Origin of the sequence: Vibrio sp. CCB-PB317 (assembly GCF_022808245.1) — a bacterium.
GTDB lineage: Bacteria > Pseudomonadota > Gammaproteobacteria > Enterobacterales > Vibrionaceae > Vibrio > Vibrio diabolicus.
Genome location: NZ_JALGNU010000002.1, coordinates 1,168,337 through 1,188,721 on the forward strand (window position 1 = coordinate 1,168,337; position 20,385 = coordinate 1,188,721).

A 20,385-nucleotide genomic window follows, 5' to 3' on the forward strand; every position below is an offset into this window, starting at 1 on the left:
TTTTAACTCAATTTTGACGTACTCCATTCACCGCATAAGTGAGTAGCTATCGTGCAAGCCAAAGCTTACATTAAGATTTGCCTAAATATGGGGTAAGAAACTCGCTGACTTCCTCGCCGCATAAACCAATTTCTACCTCAATACCGGCTTGTTTTAGAATCTCGATACCTCGACCACTGTTGCGCGGATCTGGATCCAACATGGCTACGACGACTTTGCCAATACCGGATTTCACTAATGTCACCGCGCAAGCTGGCGTACGACCTACAAACGAACACGGTTCGAGCGTAACGTATGCCGTCACCGCTTCTAACGAGCCTTGATATGCATTCAGCGCTTCTACTTCCGCGTGGTTGCCACCAATAGCTTGAGTATGACCTTCTGAAACGATTTGATTGTCTTTCACTAACACGCAGCCAACCGGCGGGTTGGGTTGACATTCAGGAAGCGCATTTTTGGACACTTCCAATGCGCGGAGCATAAACTCTTGGCTCATTTGAACTCTATTCTCTAATAAAAACGAGGCGCTATATTAGCGCCCCGTTTTATTCATTGCCATCTCTTCCAATGACTTTGTCCAGTTCTGGTAACGCTCGCGGAATACAGAATTTAAAACGTTGTTGTTTGGTCTGGATCTTGCGCCACATCGACTTCATTAAATGAGCGCTATTTTCACCATTTTGCATTCGCGACGCACTTTCTTGCCACGATTCACTCATATCGGCTTTGGTCATTTCCAGCTCTGCCGTATTTAAACGCAATTGTTTGTACAATACGGTCCTTGCTTCAGACCAACGTTTAGCCTTTAACAAACGGTGGAACGTCAACCATGCTGGTGTGGGTCTGTTGCGGTAGTAACGTTTAATGGCTACCAATGAAACAGTCACAAAGCCTAGCAATACAAGCGTGGAAACAATCCATGCAAAGTACGTTTTGATGAAGGATTTCAACGTGTGCTTCGCAGCAAATGTTTTGCCCTCTAACACCACCGTTTCCACTTGTTGAGTCTTACTGTTCCACCAACGGAACTCATAATCTGGCAGGGTTAGTTCACCACCTTGTTGAATCACGTACACGCTCTCTTCTGTGCGTGTTGACTGGTAATCACCACGTGTTTGCGTATCTGTCAGACGGTGGGGTTGAGGATACGCTTGGTAACGGGTTGTTGATTCTCCTTTCAACAAGTCTGGTAGCAACACAGATAGCGAATCTTGAGCTGAAATAGTGATTTTACGCGTGATTGCATCCCCAGCTTTGAGTGTCTCAGTGGAGGTTTCCCACTCTTGCTTTACGTCTACGCGCGTTGCAGAAAACCAAGGCGTATCACCGCTTAACAATCCCGATGGCAAGACAGTTTTGAACTTAATCGGCTGCGTGTAAAGTGTGCCTGACACCTTCTCGCCGTCCGGCGCCGACACCTGAACGCCCACTGCGACAGGTGGAATCACAAAATCACCAGATGCTTGCGGATACAAAGTCACTTCCCAGCGTTGACGCGACCAAGTTTGTCCGCCCTTGTGCTCCGTGAAGTTAGTGGCTAACTGATTACGCTGTTTGGCGATAACATTGGGCATTTCAATACTGCCAATTCGCGTCCCACCCGTAAACCAGCGCGGCGTTGCCACTTCGATGGTTAAAATGACTTGCTCGTTGACACTAAAACTTGGCGTTTTACGCTTTTCTCCTGCCGTTGGTTGTTGACCAACCCACGCTTGCAACTCAACACCATGATTGCGTTGAAGATCGTAAATATCCTGAGCAAAAACGTGACGACTTACGAACAGACTCAAACAAACCACTAACCATGCCACTATCCGTACAGGAAGTGCAAAAGAGGTAACGCGATGGACATTCATCATCATTGGGCCGCCTCCTCTGTATTGTTTTCCGTTGTCGTAGTTGAGCTACCCGTTGTTGGCGAGCGTAATTGAATTTGAAATTTAGCGCGTAAGAAATACTTCGGATCCGCTTCGACTCGCTTTAGCCACTTGTCGGCTAATTCTTGGCTACCTAAGATGTCGTCTGCGCTTAACGTCTCTTTAATCATCAACTCCGCTGACGTTTGTTCATCCGCTCCTTCTGCGGTTTGAGGGTTGTCGCCTAGCTCGGTTGACGCCTCTTGCTCTGTTCCGGCTTGACTTTCACTCATCTGATTTATCTCATCGACGATGCCAGCAATCACTTTCAAGTTGTGCTCAACATCAGGTCTTAACGACTCGCTCAACGTTGGCTTGCTGGCTAAGGATTTTAACAAGTCGCGAGCAGCCAAATATTCACGTTGGCGTGCCAATGCGCTCGCCGCATTGTAAAGACCGTAATCTCGAACCTCTTCGGACGGGTCGTTTTGCATTTCCAAAAACGCACTGTGCGCGAGCTCAAACTCGCTAGCGTAGTAGTACGCAGTGCCTTTGCGTAATGGATCGACAAAGTGTTTTGCAGCTTCTAAATACGCTTGTTGGTTGAACAAACGCTGTCCTTGTTGGTCTGGCGTCAGCCACAAATCCCACCACCATTGCGCCACCTTGTCGAAGGTCGTCACTTTTTGCACAACTTGTGGCTGCTCGGCTTTCACAGAAATGTTCTCCGCCATTGCACTGGTCGGCATCAACAGTGTACCGCTCACCATTACGATCACGCACCACTGCACTAACCACCCTTTTCTAAACCACAGCATCATGATCAACGCGATTGGGAACAGCAGTTGATAACCCATGTCTTTCCAAGGCATTGAAGATTCGCCATTAAGCTGCATATTGCGCTCAACATATCGATTCAGTTGTTCGATATCACTGTTATCGACCGTCACTTCCACCAATCGACCGTTGGTCTGGCTGGCCAGTTTTTGCAGAGAATCCAAATCCATCGGGTTGTTACTCACGATGTCTGTATTCCCCGCAGCAAGAATTAACAGTTGATAAGGTTTGCCTGCAAAATACGCTTGGTATTGCTTAATCGTGGCCGGGTTCACGCCGTCGCTCACCAACAAAACGGTGGAGCCTGGTTGACCTTGCAATTGTTGATCAATTAACGGCAAGGCTTTTTCAGCAAGCTTACCTTGCACGGGCATAATTTCTGGCGTAATGGCCGCCAAAAATGGGTCAAATACTTTGCTGTCTTGAGTCACAGGCATCGCCACATGAGCACTGCCCGCAAACACGACTAAACCCGTTTTGCCGCCTTTTCGAGCGGCTAATAAATCGCGTACTTTCTGTTTGGCACGCTCAAGGCGGCTTGGTGGGAGATCTTTTTGCAGCATCGAGTCGCTGTTATCAAGCACCACAAGCAGAGAGGCTTTATCTTCACCAAAGGGAGAAGATTCACGTTGCCACGTTGGGCCTGCACAAATCACAATGGCGATTAGCACAATCAGCATCAAGAGCTTAAGCGGCAGTTGCTTGCGCCAACCTCGCTCACCTATCGTCAAAGCATTACGTAAATGTTCGGGAAGAATATCCTTCCAGCTTGGTTTGCTTTCTTCTCGCCAGCGCAACCACACCAAGAAAAACATAGGGATCAAAGCCAGTAACCACAGCGGTCGGATAAAATGAAACTGCGTAAAGAATTGCGTCCAACTAAGAGAATCAAACATCGCTCTCTCCTAATGATGATCGTGTTGCAGCCCTTCTTTTGAGTGTCGCGACGCTGAACGCGAGTAAATGCATGATGACCACTAACGCCATCAAGTAATGGTGAAGACTTTGTTTCGGCCGGTATGTGGTGCTTTCGTAAAGTTGAGGTTCCAGTTTGCCAATCTCGTCGTAGGCAGCCGACAGTTCATCACGGTTGAGTGCTTCAAACGCTTCACCGCCGGATTCTTTCGCAATGCGATGAATCGTGTCCATATCCAACGCGGTTTCACCTATCGTTTCCGGATCGCCCATCGCAATCACGTGCACTCGCACGCCTTTGGCTTTCGCAACTTTCGCCGCATCAATCGGTTCGACAAAGCTGCCCGTGTCGTTACCATCGGTTAATACAATCGCGACTTTTTCACGGTTTTGATCTTGTTCTAAAGCACCACGCGACTTATTGCTTTGCTCAAAAACTTTAATCGCTAGGCCAATCGCATCACCAAGATGGGTACTCTGCCCTGCCATCGCCACATCGGTTTGGTTAAGCAGTTCGAGCCACACTTTTTGGTCTGCGGTAAATGGCGTTTGCACAAAAGCGGCATCACCAAAAAGTACCAAGCCTAATCGGTCACCTTTACGAGACTGAACAAACTCCGTCAGCACTTCTTTTGCCGCATCAAGGCGAGAAATTTTTTCACCTGTACGAGACGTGAAATCAGGCTCAGCCATGGAACCCGAAAGATCCACCACCACCATAACATCGCGCCCTAAACTCTCGCGAACTTGAGGCTCGCCTAACACGGTGGGTTTTGCCATCGCACACACCACCAAAAGCCAAGAGAGGATTAACGTTGCTCGTTGCCACCAGCTTGGGGTTAACTGGCTTGCACCTTCTGATGGCGTCTCGCCAATCGCTTCCACCAACTGACTAAAAAACGGCACTTTGATCGCCATTTGCTTAGTGCGATATGCAGGCACCAAGTAGTACACCACCAATGGCAGCGGCAAAATCAGAAACCACATTGGGTGAGCAAATTCAAAACCAGACAAACCAGTTAGCGATACAAGAAGATCATTCATGTTGACCTCCCTGATTTGCTTTGCGTTTCAATAGTGGTGATTTCTTTGCCGCGCTTTTTTTAGCATCACAACGGTGCTCACTCACCCAGTTTTTCGCACGAGCAATAAGCGTTACTCGCTCTTCGTTGGTTAGCATAATGCTTGGGTCAACAATACTTTGTAGCCAGCGCTTTGAAAGCTCATCGTTAAAGACCACTTGCGAGTTTGCTAGAGAATCTCCGGTTTGCGGATATAGCGCATCGAGCTTTCGCAAAAAGGCGGTATCAAACAATTTCGCGTTACGGCTATCAACATGAATCAACACAATTTTAAGCACAGAGAACAATGCTTTAGGCATGCCTTTGTCGCTCGGTTTGATTTGCGAAATCGTCAACAGAGCTTCTTGTCGGTAGCGGTTACACCACCACTGTTGAGCCAAACGATACGCGACATACACTAATGCAATGAGCGCAACCGCCGCTAAAATTTTCCAGCCAATAGTTTGCGGATACCAACTCACGCTTGGTGGCACGGCCACATCATGTAGCTCTCTGAGTATGTAGGTACTCGGAGGCGTAGGAAGACCACTCATTTAACGCCCTCCTACCAGTTTTTGAAATTGTTTAATGTGCTCGCCTGTCGTATCGAGTTCGATGTGCGGAAGGTGTTTCATCGCCATAAGTTGAGAGAGTGATTGACGCTGTAAGCTAGTTCGAGCCTCAAGCTTTGCGCTCGCGGCTTCTACCTTTGCTTTGCTGTCTAAATTGAGTTGATACTGCCCATCACCAACCACCCATTTCGATTTTGCCAAATCGTCTGGTAGCGCTTGTTCTAATGGGTCACTGACCATCACGGCGAGAACATCGTTGTGCTGTTGTAGCTGTTTAAGGTGGTCAAGATGGTGCTCCTCGCAGTCGCTCCAGTCGCTGATAAAAATCAAAGTGGATTGTTTGAGCTTCATGCGTTTAATGAGCTCAATCCATTGACTGAACGTCACTTTTTCGGAATTGCGGGAGTCCACATTGAGCGATTGATTGGCTTTAGCGAGACGCTTAAGTTGAGCCAGAAGTTCGTTTTGCGAACGCTGCGCCTTGCTGTGAAACAACGCCTGTTGGGATGCGATGACAAAACCGACTCGGTCGCCATCTTTTAACACGCGCCACCCGCACATGGCCGCGATTTCTGCCGCGACAACCGATTTCATTACTTGCGTCGAAGCAAAAAACATTGCGCTGCGCTGGTCGACACACACGATCACGTTGCGATCTTTTTCTTCGGTGTAACTGCGTACGTGCGGCTTGCCTGTGCGCATCGTGACTTTCCAATCCAGGTTACGAATGTCGTCACCCAATTGATAATGGCGCAGCTCTTCGAAGTTCAACCCACGACCGCGAAACAGCGAATTGTGGCGGCCTGAGAGTACGCTACCCGCTTTTAGATGAGGAAGTAAACTGAATGATTCTGCTTGTGCTTGCAAACGTACTAAACGAGCGTAATCGCAGTACAAACGGGGATCCATCCCCTGTGATTTTGGCGCAAGAGTTGGCTTAGCCATAATGCCTCCCGCTTATCCAATTTCTACACAATCTAGCAGCTCTTGCACGACGCGTTGGTGATCGACTCCGTCTGCTAGTGCATCGTAGGTCAAAGAAAAACGGTGGCCCAGTACAGACGGAACCATGGCTCGCACATCGTCAGGAGTGACATGGTCACGTCCTTGCATCCACGCATACGCACGAGCGCATTTGTCTAGTGCGATGGAGGCACGGGGACTAGAGCCAATCTCAATCCATTTTGCTAAGTTTGAATCGGCATAACGCTCTGGCTTACGAGTCGCCATCACTAACGCTACAATGTAGTTTTCCACTAGGTCTGATACCACGATGTTTGGTAACTGACGGCGCGCTTCTAGCACCACGTCTGGCTCGATGTGTTTTGGCGTAATAATTTCGCTGCTGGTTTCCGCACCTAATTCTTCACTGCGCACCAAACGGATGATGTCACGTTCAGCGTCGTCTTCTGGGTAATCGACGGTAACCTTCATGATAAAACGGTCCATTTGCGCTTCTGGCAGCGGGTACGTGCCCTCTTGTTCTACTGGGTTTTGCGTTGCAAGCACCATAAATAAGTCTGGCAATACGTGAGTTTTATCGCCTACCGTGATTGTGCCTTCGGCCATGGCTTCAAGTAGTGCTGCTTGTACTTTGGCTGGCGCGCGGTTGACCTCATCGGCAAGCACTATGCTGTTAAAAATTGGCCCTGGCTGAAAATGGAGTTGCGGCTTGCCATCCAACTCTTGATAAACCTCGGTTCCCGTCACGTCCGATGGCAAAAGGTCTGGCGTAAACTGGATTCGACCAAAACTGGTGTTTAACAAGTTGGCCAACGATTTTACAGAACGTGTTTTTGCCGTTCCCGGCAAACCCTCTAGAAGAATGTGCTCGTTCGTTAATAACCCGATGACTAAAGCTCGAACCACGTGGCTTTGTCCAATGACGCTTTTTTCTGTTTGTTCGATGAGTTCTTTTATCGCTTGTTGTGCGTGGTTCATAGGGTACCTTTTCAGTGGTTTAAGCCGTCTTTTCAATAGTTAAGTATAAGAACAAATGAAATAACTTAAGGTTATATTCACTATGTTATCTTTGCGGTTCTTCAGATTGGAGAAGCTGTGCAAGACCAACCAACATCGGTAACGCGTAATCAAAGAACATTTTGATTCCCGAACACAGATAGTTTAGTCCAGCCTCGCCATTCGGCGTTTTGATCAGACGGTTTTTCGGACACTCGCCCCAGCAATAAGGCAAGTAGGGACACTGCTTACAATACGTCGGCAAAGATTCGCGTTTTGCCATGCCAAAGGTGTATTGTCGTGTAGAGAAGGCCATGTCATTCAATGAGTGTTCATGAATGTTGGCGAGTTTGTATTCTGGGTACACATAGTGGTCGCAACTGAACACGTCGCCATTGTGCTCAATCGCCAAGCCTTTACCACAAAACTCAGCTGTCACGCAAAGCTGAGACGGTTTCCCCATTACTTGCGCTACCGCGGTTTCAAACAGGTTAACCAGTACACGGCCAAGATCGTTATTCACCCACTCTTCAAAGGTCGCCATTAAAAAGCGTCCCCAGTCTTCAGGATCGACCGACCAATCCGTCACAACAGACATTGGATGACCCGGTTTCGCCAGATCACTGCCTTTGGTTGGGATCATCTGTTCGTTCCAAAACTGCGGTGCGGTTGTTTGGAAGTCGTTCGCTTCTACCACCGGTGCAAACTGAATGTAAGTCACACCCAATTCTTGGGTTAAAAATCGATACACTTCGAGCGGGTATTTCGCATTGTGACGATTCACCGTGACCAACGCGTTGAATTTCACGCCATGCGCTTTGAGCTTATCTACCGCTTTCATCACCAGATCAAACGTCGGCTTACCGCTGCGGGTTTTGCGATATTTGTCGTGCAGCTCTCGTGGCCCATCAATCGACAAGCCAACTAGGAAGTTGTGCTCTTTTAAAAACGCACACCACTCATCGTTTAGCAAAATGCCGTTGGTCTGAAGGTCGTTTTCAATGCGAACGCCTTTCGGCTGATGTTTCTTTTGCAGAGCTACAACATTGCGGAAATAGTCCAACCCAAGTAGCGTTGGCTCCCCGCCCTGCCATGAGAATACAATTTCTTCGCCATCCTGACTTTCGATGTAGCTTTTCACGAACGCTTCCAATGTTGCGTCGTCCATTTTGGGCTGCTTTTCTTGGTGCAGTAGATTTTCTTTATGCAGATAAAAGCAGTACTGACAATCGATGTTGCATTTTGCTCCGCCCGGCTTTGCCATCACATGGAATCGACGGTCATACGCGCCCGAAACTGGTGCTTTAGAAGCCGTTTTAAGAGGAACAATAGGCATGGTAGTAGAATGGCGAGGGGAAATCTTACTCATACGTTTCTCACTATTTAATATACCCAAATAACCTCGTAATCACATTTCAGCAGGAATTGAAGCTATTTGGGTATATAGCGCTCCGAAAAGCGCTATATAATATTAATTACTTAGAAGACTTAGGTACGAACGAACCTGCTTCCATACGAGGTGGGAATTCTTTGAATGTACCCATCACTTCTTTCACTGTATCCATCGCTGGCATCATTAAGAATGAACGCTCGTACATCCAACGAGAGTAACCCATACCTTGGTCACCACGTTCGAATGGGTCGATGCTCAAGTCGAAGATCAATGGAACACGAAGTTTAGTGAAAGGCTTACGCCATACATCCATGCCCGTTTCATTCTCTTGAATCATAAAGTGGAACTTGTACTTTCCTTGGCGTAATGCCACAAGATCGCCGTCATCGCTCCAGTAAACGAACTCATTACGAGCAGATTTGTCTGATTTACCCGTTAGATATGGCAGTTGGTTATAACCGTCTAGGTGAACTTTATAGTCCATATCACCAACTTTCTTGCCTTTTAGTAATTCATCTTTAACTTTGGTGTCACCCGCTGCAGCAACCAATGTCGGGAAGAAATCCTCTAATGACATCATGCCGTTGAACGTTTTACCTGCTTCGATGTTTCCTGGCCATTTAATCAACATCGGCACACGGAAACTGCCTTCCCAGCCAGTGTTTTTCTCAGAGCGGAATGGTGTCATCCCTGCATCAGGCCACAAATCAACCATAGGACCGTTGTCAGTGGTGTAAACAATGATTGTATTGTCATCCACACCCAACTCTTTGATCTTATTAAGTAGCTGACCGATTTGATCATCGTGCTGCTTAACACCATCCGCGTAGAAACCAGCACCTGTTTTACCTTTGTATTCTTCAGGAACATGCGTGAAGTTGTGCATGCGAGTGGTGTTAAACCAAGTAAAGAACGGCTTATCCGCTTTTACTTGTTTTTCTATGAAGGTTTCCGCAGCATCAAGGAATTCACCGTCAACATTTTCCATACGCTTACGCGTAAGTGGACCGGTATCTTCAATTTTGCCGTCAGCGTAAGAGTGGATTACGCCACGAGGGCCAAATTTCTTCTTGAACTCTGGATCTTTAGGATAATCCACGTTCTCTGGCTCTTCTTCCGCGTTCAAGTGATATAGGTTGCCGAAAAACTCATCAAAACCGTGGTTGGTAGGAAGGTGTTCGTCTCGGTCGCCTAAATGGTTCTTACCAAATTGTCCGGTTGCATAACCCATTTGCTTAAGCACGGTTGCAATCGTTGGATCTTTTTCCGAGATACCTTGCGGAGCGCCTGGTAAGCCCACTTTTGATAGACCAGTACGTTTTGGCATTTGACCAGTAATGAATGCAGAACGGCCTGCTGTCGAACTTTGCTGTGCGTAGAAGTTAGTGAACTTCGCACCTTCTTTAGCAATGCTATCGATGTTCGGCGTGTTGTACGCCATCATGCCTTGGTTGTAGGTACTAAGGTTCCAGTAACCAACATCATCACCAAAGATGACAAGAATGTTGGGTTTGTCCGCTGCGTGTGCAACTGCAGATGCAGCGCCTAATGCTAACGTACATGCGTTAAGTACGAGTTTTTTACTGCTCGTTTTGGTCGCATTTTTCATATTATCTCCAAGAGTTCGCTAGTGCGTAAAAATGGTATTCGCTTTTCAATACCATTGTTGATATAAGATAAAGCACTAATTTCAGGCGATAAATGCAGTCAGAATTAGTTAACCTATAAATTAAATTTATGAGTAACGTTATGGACTTGAATTTGATCCAAACTTTTCTTGTTGTCGCGGAGTTCCAATCTTATACAAAAGCCGCGGAACAATTGGGGCTTACGCAACCTGCTGTGAGCGCTGCAATAAAGCGTTTAGAACAAGTGGTCGATAAGCAATTATTTGTCAAAAAAGGGCGAGGTATCGCACTAACATCCACCGCCTATCAACTGCTACCGCAATTCCAGCAAGCGGTTAATATCATTGACAATGCGATATCCGATAAGAATCATTTTGAAGTGTGTTGTTCCGAAATTTTATTGCACATTATGGACCCGATAAAGAACACTATTTTTTATGAATCGCCTCCTGAAAAGTTCTTATTATTTGAGCTTCTAAGACAACAAAAAGTCGATCTTGTCATTGATACTGTTATCACAAAAGATGCGGCGTTTATTATTGAAGATGCCTACGAAGAAGAGGCGGTGATTATCTGTCGTGAGAATCATCCCCGCGTACAAGGCTCGCTCTCAAAAGAACAGTTTTATGAGGAAACTCACTGTTTGTTTTCAGGGAAATGGAACAACATGAGCGGTTTTGAGCAGCTATCCCAAGAAACTATTCAAGAGAGAAAAGTCGATTTGATCACATCTTCGCTTGCTGGTATGGCGTTGTACGTCGCGCAACGCGATTGTTTAGGCTTAGTGTCTCAATCTTTTGCAAACAAATGGAGTAAAGCCCTTAAGCTTCAAGTTCTGCAATGCCCTATTTCTATATGCGCTATCCCTTACAAGTTTGTTTACCACAAGCGAGAGATGAACAACCCTGCTCATATTGCGCTACGTGAAAAAATTAAAGCGAACTTAACGGCAGCCCACTACGAGCCTGTTTCCTTGTAGGCCTTGTTGATTCGCATTTTCTTTGCCATTCGTTGCTCTGCAAGCTTTTATTAGACGAAAAAAAGAGGCTCATATGAGCCTCTTTTCTATATGGTTGCATCGTATTGCTTACGTAGCACTAGCCTACTTATTTGGGTTCTCTTTTAATTTCTCCATCACCTGATCGAGTGAGAAGCTTGCCGCTTTTTGCCTTGGTGGGAACTCTTTAAACGTTTCGAGGAATCGTCCTACGTAAGCTTGGGCAGGAACCAGCATATAAGCACGGTCTAGCATCCAATCATAGTAGGTGTTGGAAGTGATATCAGCGACTTCGTAAGGATCCATACGTAAGTTGAAGATCTTAGGAACTCGAAGTGTGGTGAATGGTTCTGCCCAAATGCGCAGCGTACCTTTTGCTCGTTGCTCCATGAAAACCAGTTTCCACTTGTTATAACGAAGTGCGGTTAAGTCTCCATCATCCGAGAAGTAAAAAATCTCTTCACGCGGTGCTTTCTCTTCTTTGCCAGTTAAATATGGCAGGAAGTTGTAACCATCGAGATGCACTTTGAATTTCTTACCATTCGCACTATAGCCTTTGAGTAATTTCTCTTTGATACTGTCATCACCCGCGGCAGCAACGAAAGTTGGCATCCAGTCCATATGGTGCATGATATCATTCGAGACAGAGCCAGCTTTAATTTTACCCGGCCAACGTACCATCGCTGGGACTCGATACGCACCTTCCCAGTTGGTATTTTTCTCTCCACGGAATGGCGTTGTACCTGCATCTGGCCACGAGTTCATGTGCGGACCATTATCGGTTGAATAAAAGACTATCGTGTTGTCTTTTATACCCAAATCGTCCACTTTTTTCAGTAGTTGGCCGACATGATTATCATGCTCAACCATACCATCTGCATACTCACTGATGCCTGTTTTTCCCGAATTCTCTTCTTTCACGTGGGTACGGAAATGCATACGCGTTGCGTTCCACCAGACGAAGAAAGGTTTTTCAGCTTTGACGGCACGATCCATAAAATCGAGAGCCGCATCCAACGTCTCTTCATCCACGGTTTCCATACGCTTGCGAGTCAGAGGCCCGGTGTCCTCAATTTTGCCGTCAGCGTACGAGCGAATAACACCTCGTGGACCAAATTTTTTACGAAATTCTGGATCTTTAGGGTAATCGACGTTTTCTGGTTCTTCCTCGGCGTTCAAGTGATAAAGGTTGCCAAAAAATTCATCGAAGCCGTGGTTAGTAGGCAGGTGTTCATCTTTGTCGCCTAAATGATTTTTACCAAATTGACCCGTCATATAGCCCATCGGCTTCAACATTTCGGCAATGGTGGCATCTTCTTCCTTCAAGCCAAGATCTGCGCCAGGAAGCCCTACTTTACTTAAACCCGTTCTAAGGACGGTCTGGCCGGTGATAAAAGTAGAACGGCCCGCAGTACAAGATTGTTCACCGTAATAATCCGTGAACATCATGCCCTCTTTCGCGATGCTGTCTATGTTTGGTGTTTTGTATCCCATCAAGCCGAAGGTGTAAGCACTGAGATTGGACTGGCCAATATCATCACCCCAAATGACGAGAATGTTAGGTTTCTCTGCCGCGATACTGCTACTTGTCGCGCCAATTAAGGCGGCGGCAAGAATCGCTAATCGACGTTTTACGCCATATTTCGCTGTCATATAAACCTCTGTGTGTATTAGAAAAGAGCTTCCTGCAACAGAATGTATAGTCTAGAAATAGTGGATAAGCGAATCTTAGAAATAAGAACTTTAGAGACATTAAAAGCTGCTCTAGTCCCCAAAATAGCTGATTATTTGCTTTAGAAATTGTGGTAATACCTATTGATTTGGCGATTTAAATTGGTGCTCTTTCCGCTGTAGAGTTATTTCTTCCATATCAGAATTTTGATATGACTCCGACATATTGCATTACAAATAAAATACAGCATTGATTTCACGTTAGCATTAATGATAATAGTTTTTACTATCATTAATAATTAAAATGCCAATATGTTTGAGTATACCCTTTCGTCGGCTCCTAAGACGGCAGCTTCCGATAACGGTCTCAATAATGAATATGAGCTCGTACTGGATAAGCACAGCCATACTGTGATGATAAATCGTCCGTCAGACAAAAAGTTAGTTCAGCTTACAAGCGTTCAATTTGAGCTGCTCCGTACTCTGACTCATTATCAAGATCAAGTGCTTAGCAAACCTTTCCTTTATGAAACGGTACTGAAGCGCACGTTCTCAGAGCATGACCGCGCACTCGATATGCACATTAGTAGAATAAGAAAACGACTGGTTAGCGAAGGGATTAACGCGGATCGAATTCAGACCGTTCATCGACAAGGTTATGTATTTAAGCATGCGAAAAAGTAAAGAAATCGCGGCGAATTGCTCCAACTTTTGGTAATTGACCGCTTATTTTGCTTTAATTAATGCAAATTCTAATCACGTAAAATAACTCAATGAATTTGCGCTTAATTTTTATACTTTGCATTGCTACATTGTTTGCTGGCTGTGCAACCTATGCGGGCCTTAACTATGACCAACTGTTTGGTCCACAGCTCGTTCGTGAACGTACGGCAGACGTAGCTACACCTCAAGCAAACTTCTTCCAAAGCGAAGTCAAACCCATTATGGATAACCGCTGTGTCGTCTGTCATGCGTGCTACGATGCACCATGTCAGCTTAAGCTTTCTTCCGTTGAGGGTATTGACCGTGGCGCGAGCAAAGCACTGGTATATGAAGGAACAAGACTTACTGCCGCCGCGCCAACACGCTTATTCGAAGATGCAGAAACAACCCAAGAGTGGCGCGATGCGGTTTTTCATCCGGTACTTAACGAACGTGATCAGAGCATGGCGGCCAACATTGATGCAGGCCTCATTGCACGTTTGCTACAACAAAAAGAACGCCACCCGCTGCCTGATCAAGTCCAGTTAGAAGGTTTTGATTTTTCGATAGACCGAGAACAAACCTGTCCAACAATTGAAGAGTACGAACAGTACGAAAAAGATAACCCAACCTGGGGAATGCCTTTTGGTATGCCAAACCTATCAAACAGTGAATACCACACACTGATGACTTGGCTGGAAAACGGCGCGATAATGAACGTTCACCAACCAATTAGTGAACAAGAGCAAGCTCAAATTGACAAGTATGAAACTTTACTCAATCGCGCTGATCTAAAAAATCAACTGATGGCTCGCTATATTTACGAGCATTTGTTTTTGTCTCACCTCTACTTTTCAGAACTCACTGAAGATCCTCGATTCTTTACGTTAGTTCGTTCTTCTACTCCACCGGGGCAACCAGTAAAACGTATTTCAACACGTCGCCCGTACGATGACCCCGGGGTTGAGCGCGTGTTTTATCGAATTATTCCAGAACAAGGGACGATTGTAGATAAAACGCACATGCCGTTCGCGTTAAACAAGCAACGTATTGAAAACTGGAACACATGGTTTATCGATGCTGATTACACAGTTAATCAACTACCGAGTTATGAACCTGAAGTTGCTGCAAACCCGATGACATCATTTATCGACCTTCCGGTTAAATCACGCTTCAAGTTTATGTTGGACAACGCGCAAAACACGATCATGGCTTACATTAAAGGGCCTGTTTGTCGTGGCCAACTTGCACTGAACGTTATCAATGATCGCTTTTGGATATTCTTTCTAGATCCAGATAAAGCAGATATCCCTGAAGTAAATGAGTTTTACCGCTCTCAGGCTGATAACCTAAGACTGCCAGCAGAGCAGGAAAGCAACACGCTGCCTGTTACCAACTGGGTTAAATACGCGCGTCAGCAAGCTCGCTACCTAGAAGCCAAGTCTGAATTTACCAATAACTGGTTTAAGGAAGGCGAAAACCTATCCACCGACGTAATTTGGGACGGTAATGGCACCAACCACAATGCGGCATTAACGATTTTCCGCCACTTTGACAGCGCGTCAGTCGTACAAGGGTTAGTTGGCGAGCAGCCGAAAACGGTATGGATTCTTGACTACGCGTTACTAGAACGCATCCACTATTTGCTCGTTGCTGGGTTTGATGTGTACGGCAACTTCGGCCACCAACTCATGACACGAATGTTCATGGACTTCTTGCGTCTGGAAGGCGAAAGTAACTTTATATCTTTGCTGCCAACCGACATGCGTCATGAACTGCAATCAAGCTGGTATAAAGATCAAAGTCCACAGTTAAGTGACTTTTTACAACGCAACGTGAAGCCATTTAACCAACCAACCAGCGTCGAGTACAAAACTGACGATCCAAAAACAGAGTTAGTCGAGTTGCTTAGAGGACGAGTTTCAGATGTTCTTCTTCCGCGCTACGAGGTTAAAGATACTGAGCTTTCTGCTCAAAGTGAAAAACAGCTCCAACGTATTGGCCAAGTTCGTGGAGAAGGTCTGAAGACCGTTCCGCAAATCACCATGCTTATGGTGAGAAGCCAGTCTGGAAAAGATGAGTTGTTCACCCTACTTCACAATAATGCACACACGAATATTTCTAGCTTGTTTGATGAAGAAAGCAACCGGGACTTTGCTAACGATGATATGACTATCGTACGTGGCGTTGTGGGAAGCTACCCAGCGGCATTTTTCTCGATCAACGAAAATCAAGTAAAAGAATTTGTCGATCAATTTAGTGCCATCCAAAATGAATCCGATTACGTTAAGTTGTTGGATAATTTTGCGATTCGCAGAAGCTCAGAAAAATTCTGGCCGTTTAGCGATCGTCTGCACAATTGGTACCGTACAAAACAACCGATCGAATTTGGATTACTTGACTATAATCGTTTTGAGAATCGATGATGATTCAAGGGGGTTCTCATGGGTATCCGAGATAACATTGCCGCTCTTGAACAACAGATTTACGTTGCTTGTTCTGAGGGAGACTACGAAACGGTCAACATGCTTGAGCATCAACTCGAATACTTGCGTGGCAAAGTGGAGCATCCTTTTGATGACGACCCTTATGCCCTAGACACTCGATTCGAGTGGGAAGATGACATGACCGAATAGAAAAAACCTCCGGCTTGCCGGAGGTTTTTGTTTTTGGGATGCAATTGATTTACTTCGCCATCAACTCATCAAGAGCTTGAATTGATTCAGACACTTGAGACGCCAATTGATCTTTAGTCGCCATATAGGTTTCTAAAGGTTGAGGCGCAGCTTCAATTGCTTGGCAAGAGTTCATTAATGCCGTAAGCCCTAAACTCCCTGCGCTGCCTTTTAGTTTGTGAGCAAGGTTCTTCACTTCTTTACTGTCATTACCACCAGCAGACGCTTGCAGCTTGCTTAGTACATCGGCACTGGTCGTTCTAAACAGATTAATGATGTGCAACATCTTCTCTCTGCCCAAGATTTTCATATCGGACTCAATCACGCTCGGGTTAATGATGACCACATCTGATTCCTCTGTTTTAGGGACTTGAACAACCTTTGATTGTATCGCTTGTTCTTGAGGCGAAGTTTGATCAAACGGGGTACAGTCGGCATTTTGTGGCAACAACAACGGTTTTCCATCCAGCACGTCCTGAATCAATGCCGCTAGAGCTTCTTTTGCCAATGGTTTAGGTAAATACCCGTCAAAACCTGCAGCTAAATAGCGCTCAACTTCTTCGGCAAAAACGTGCGCAGACACTGCGATCATAGGCGTAGCAGCAAGGGCTTTATTGGCTGGTTTGTTACATTCAATTTGTTTTAAACGTTGGATTAACTCGGTTCCATCACAGTCTGGCAAGTTGATGTCGACTAAAGCGATATCAAAATCCTGCGTGCTGATCAGTTGCTCTGCCTGTGAGCCGTTTTCTGCCATCACGACCTGGTGGCCCATGCTTTCTAAAAAGCCTTCCGCAACCACTCGGTTTACTTCATTGTCTTCTACCAACAAGACTTTCGCTTTCACTTTGCAGCGCGCGGTTGCCACTGCACCGGTTTCAACAGGCTCACTTTCCTCTAATGGAATGGAAAACCAGAATCGACTGCCATCTCCTTCTTCAGAATCGACTTCTAAAATACCGCCCATCGCTTCAATGATTCGTTTACTGATGGCCAAGCCAAGCCCCGTTCCTCCAGTTTGACTCATCCCACCTTCGGCTTGCGTGAAGGCATCAAACAACGTTCTCTGATCTTTTTTGGCAATACCTATCCCGGTGTCTGATACTTCAAATAGGACTTGCGACTCATCCTCTGGGTTGAGGCTAACGTAGATATCAATTTCACCTTCGTCAGTAAATTTAATCGCGTTTCCGACGAGATTGTTCAGCACCTGACTGATTCTGGTGACATCCCCTTTCCAATAGCGACTTACATCACTTTCAATATGATAGGAAAACAACAGCTTCTTCTCTTGAGCTCGGCTGTTCATTAACTGGAAAGTGTCTTCAACCATTTGGTGTAAATCGAAGCCCATGTGGCGAATCTCTAAATGCCCTGCTTCAATCTTGGAGTAGTCCAGCACATCATTCAGAATCGCGAGCAACGTTTTACCACTGCGGTTGATGATTTCCGCATAACGCTTTTGAATAGGGTTGAGGCCTGAATCAATCAACAAACGTGCCGTTCCGAGCACTCCATTCATCGGCGTTCTGATCTCATGGCTCATGGTCGCCAAGAATGCTGATTTAGCTCGACTCGCTTGCTCTGCTTGCTTACGAGCTTTCGCGTGATTCAAAACCTCTTCATTCAAACGGCGGTTCGCTTGTTTTAACTGTGAAGTGCGTTGCTCAACGAGCTCTTCCAAATGCTCTTTGTGCTCTTCGAGCTCTCGCTTGGCTTGAGCTTCTCCCTCTGCGACCACTTTTAGCGCTTGCGCTGTATTTCGAGCCGTGATGATAGCTTGCCCCATATGCGCTAGCTCATCTTTGCCTTTTACTTCCAGCTCGACGGCTAAGTTACCCTGCGCCACAGAAAGCAGCGCGGCAGAGTACTCTGCCAATCGCTTAACCACAGAAAGGTATACAACACGCCATAAAATCAGCACCAACACAATCAAACCAACAATTGAAATCACCGTTAGAGACCACTGAGCGAATTTCAGCGTGCTCGTCAATTCATCCACAGCGACGGTTGTCGTTTTGTTTGAGTCATCAACCAATTTGTTTACGGTGCCATTCAGCTCCGAAAACAATTCCAGTGTCTTTTGCATCAGTTGTTGAGATTGTTCATTATTCTCATACTGCTGCATCAAAATAGTGAACACGACTTGACGCTTACCGAGCTCCGTTAATAGTTGGCTCATTTGTTTAGAGCGAGTGGGATCTTCCACCGCAAGCACACGGCGCTTCATGATTTTGAGATTACTTTCAAAATCACTTTGCACCTGCTGGATTCGCTCAATATTGGTTAATGTGCGAGCCTCTTCAATTTGATTCAGCATTTTAAAAGCCAATAAGTGCAGCTCATGCAATCGCTCCGTCAGATCTAGATCCACTTCCACCAGCGCATCTAGTGCCTGATAAACTTGCGATTTTTTATTCGATTCTAATAAGTCATAGATATGTGTGACGTTAGCAACGGCAATGGTGCTCGTGTTCTGAACTTGCGTGCGAGTTAGCTGTTCCAACTCTTCACTCAGTAAGCGCATCTCTTCGACACGAGTATCAATCTCTTTTGCCAGCCACAGCTTTCTTTCAACCGAAACACCAAGTTCTGCCAAGTTGTCGATAACGTTCTGGACGTTACTCTCGAGATTTTCTAGCAATTGAGAATCAAACGACTCACTCCCCAGCTCTTTGATATGAGTAAGCAATGATTCGAGCTGTTCGAAAAGCACACGCCCAGACTCTTTTCTTTCCTGCTCGTTTCTTGCGTTTGATAACAGTTGTACAGACGAAATGATGCGAGTACTCAACTCAGAGACTTGCCTCGCTTCAATCATGGCGGGAATTGCAGAATCCACGACATTTCTTTCCGTCTTGGCAACTAAAGAAAATCCAGACACACCAATAAGTGCCGATAACATAACCAGCATTGCCATCGCAATGAAAGACAACAAGAGTTTACGACCGATGCTTGCGGTTGCTAGCAACATATTTTCATGACCTTAATGTTCGTGTTCAGCGACATATTACGTTATATTTTGCAGTGTTTACTTAATCTATGCCAACGAACTTCATTTCATGGTTAAAAATCAACACGCATTTCGCACAATTTTCAAACATTCTGCAGTCACATTAGCCCTTGTCGCTTCTTTACCAGTGGTTGCAGCAGAAAAAGTATGTGCCATTTACCCTCACCTAAAGGATTCATACTGGTTATCAGTAAACTATGGAATGGTGTCCGAAGCGAAAAAAGAAGGCGTCGAGCTGAGAGTCCTTGAAGCGGGTGGCTACCCAAACAAAACGCGTCAAGAGCAACAACTCGCACTGTGCAGCCAATGGGGAGCAGATGCGATTGTCCTTGGGACCGTGGACCCACAGGCCTATGAACATTCGCTTAAGAATTGGGTCGGAAACATTCCTGTCTTTGCTACTGTAAACCAACTCGATCTGGATGAAGAGCAAAGTAAGCTGTTAAAAGGTACGGTCGGTGTTGACTGGCACTGGATGGGATACGAAGCAGGAAAATATCTGGCTGCTCGCCATCCAAAGGGATCAGGAAAAACAAACATTGCCTTACTTTTGGGGCCGCGTACTCGTGGAGGCACGAAGCCCGTGACTGCCGGATTTTATGAAGCTATCCAAGGAAGTGATATCAACATCGTTGACTCGTTTTGGGCAGACAACGACAAAGAGTTACAGCGTAATCTGGTTCAACGTGTGATTGATATGGGAAATATAGATTATATCGTTGGCAGCGCGGTTGCGATTGAAGCCGCTATCAGTGAACTGCGTAGCGCAGGCAAAGCTGAGGAGATCGGTTTGGTTTCTGTGTACTTAAGTCATGGTGTTTACCGAGGACTATTGCGTAACAAAGTGCTCTTCGCACCAACAGATAAAATGGTGCAGCAAGGCAGGCTTTCCGTCATGCAAGCAGCGCATTACTTAAGGGGAAAAGAGTATGACAAACATGCCTCACCAACGATCAAACCACTGACTCCGAAGACACTTCATGACGATACGATCGAAGAATCGTTATCTCCGTCAGAATATAGGCCGACATTCCGTGTTAAGGCTGTTGATTGAAAGACAAAAAACGTGTTCTATTAAATAACAACAATTTTAAAATCATACAAAC

16 protein-coding genes are annotated in these 20,385 nt (G+C 45.8%); 5 read left to right on the forward strand and 11 right to left on the reverse strand.

Annotated elements, in window-relative coordinates; genetic code table 11:
- Window positions 1–70: 70 nt before the first annotated feature.
- The 9 genes from MTR11_RS14395 to MTR11_RS14435 form a co-directional block, all read right to left on the reverse strand.
- Window positions 71–496, reverse strand: coding sequence for a bifunctional diaminohydroxyphosphoribosylaminopyrimidine deaminase/5-amino-6-(5-phosphoribosylamino)uracil reductase RibD (locus MTR11_RS14395; protein WP_243327903.1), 426 nt, complete (start codon window positions 494–496; stop codon window positions 71–73).
- 49 nt (window positions 497–545) lie between these two features.
- Window positions 546–1,862 carry a BatD family protein gene (locus tag MTR11_RS14400; RefSeq protein ID WP_243327904.1) on the reverse strand — a complete coding sequence of 439 codons (1,317 nt, stop codon included), beginning with the start codon at window positions 1,860–1,862 and terminating at the stop codon, window positions 546–548.
- Window positions 1,859–3,589 (reverse strand): vWA domain-containing protein, encoded by a 1,731-nt coding sequence (locus MTR11_RS14405; protein WP_243327905.1) that lies wholly within the window; start codon window positions 3,587–3,589, stop codon window positions 1,859–1,861. Before MTR11_RS14405 ends, MTR11_RS14400 begins: the two co-directional genes overlap by 4 nt.
- A complete protein-coding gene (locus MTR11_RS14410; RefSeq protein ID WP_243327906.1) occupies window positions 3,582–4,652 on the reverse strand; it encodes a vWA domain-containing protein in 1,071 nt (356 codons plus the stop codon). Before MTR11_RS14410 ends, MTR11_RS14405 begins: the two co-directional genes overlap by 8 nt.
- The gene (locus MTR11_RS14415) at window positions 4,645–5,223 is read right to left on the reverse strand and encodes a DUF4381 domain-containing protein (protein ID WP_120459380.1); all 579 of its coding nucleotides are present in this window, start codon (window positions 5,221–5,223) and stop codon (window positions 4,645–4,647) included. Before MTR11_RS14415 ends, MTR11_RS14410 begins: the two co-directional genes overlap by 8 nt.
- Entirely contained in the window at window positions 5,224–6,186 is a 963-nt protein-coding gene (locus MTR11_RS14420; protein ID WP_243327907.1) for a DUF58 domain-containing protein, read from the reverse strand.
- Between the two features lie 12 nt (window positions 6,187–6,198).
- On the reverse strand, window positions 6,199–7,182 hold the full coding sequence (locus tag MTR11_RS14425) for an AAA family ATPase (protein WP_243327908.1): 984 nt from the start codon (window positions 7,180–7,182) through the stop codon (window positions 6,199–6,201).
- 85 nt (window positions 7,183–7,267) lie between these two features.
- A complete protein-coding gene (locus tag MTR11_RS14430; RefSeq protein WP_025586834.1) occupies window positions 7,268–8,569 on the reverse strand; it encodes an anaerobic sulfatase maturase in 1,302 nt (433 codons plus the stop codon).
- A 106-nt stretch (window positions 8,570–8,675) separates the two neighbouring features.
- Window positions 8,676–10,202 carry an arylsulfatase gene (locus MTR11_RS14435; protein WP_104973610.1) on the reverse strand — a complete coding sequence of 509 codons (1,527 nt, stop codon included), beginning with the start codon at window positions 10,200–10,202 and terminating at the stop codon, window positions 8,676–8,678.
- A 140-nt stretch (window positions 10,203–10,342) separates the two neighbouring features.
- Here MTR11_RS14435 and MTR11_RS14440 point away from each other — a divergent pair, with 140 nt between their 5' ends.
- Window positions 10,343–11,200: a LysR family transcriptional regulator gene (locus MTR11_RS14440; protein WP_005396661.1), complete on the forward strand. Its 858-nt coding sequence runs from the start codon at window positions 10,343–10,345 to the stop codon at window positions 11,198–11,200.
- 123 nt (window positions 11,201–11,323) lie between these two features.
- Here MTR11_RS14440 and MTR11_RS14445 read toward each other — a convergent pair whose 3' ends face one another.
- The gene (locus tag MTR11_RS14445; protein WP_046875994.1) at window positions 11,324–12,871 is read right to left on the reverse strand and encodes an arylsulfatase; all 1,548 of its coding nucleotides are present in this window, start codon (window positions 12,869–12,871) and stop codon (window positions 11,324–11,326) included.
- A 330-nt stretch (window positions 12,872–13,201) separates the two neighbouring features.
- Here MTR11_RS14445 and MTR11_RS14450 point away from each other — a divergent pair, with 330 nt between their 5' ends.
- From MTR11_RS14450 to MTR11_RS14460, 3 genes are all read left to right on the forward strand, one after another.
- Entirely contained in the window at window positions 13,202–13,573 is a 372-nt protein-coding gene (locus MTR11_RS14450) for a winged helix-turn-helix domain-containing protein (protein ID WP_243327909.1), read from the forward strand.
- A gap of 89 nt (window positions 13,574–13,662) precedes the next feature.
- Window positions 13,663–16,017, forward strand: a complete 2,355-nt coding sequence (locus MTR11_RS14455) for a fatty acid cis/trans isomerase (RefSeq protein ID WP_243327910.1) — start codon at window positions 13,663–13,665, stop codon at window positions 16,015–16,017.
- Window positions 16,018–16,035: 18 nt separating this feature from the next.
- Complete coding sequence (locus MTR11_RS14460) at window positions 16,036–16,227, forward strand: hypothetical protein (protein WP_005376565.1); 192 nt, start codon at window positions 16,036–16,038, stop codon at window positions 16,225–16,227.
- A gap of 49 nt (window positions 16,228–16,276) precedes the next feature.
- On the opposite strand, the gene torS is transcribed toward MTR11_RS14460, so the two are convergent.
- Entirely contained in the window at window positions 16,277–19,240 is a 2,964-nt protein-coding gene (torS, locus tag MTR11_RS14465) for a TMAO reductase system sensor histidine kinase/response regulator TorS (protein WP_243327911.1), read from the reverse strand.
- Window positions 19,241–19,283: 43 nt separating this feature from the next.
- On the opposite strand from torS, the gene torT reads away from it, so the two are divergent.
- A complete protein-coding gene (gene torT / locus MTR11_RS14470; protein WP_319941536.1) occupies window positions 19,284–20,333 on the forward strand; it encodes a TMAO reductase system periplasmic protein TorT in 1,050 nt (349 codons plus the stop codon).
- The last annotated feature ends 52 nt before the right edge of the window (window positions 20,334–20,385 follow it).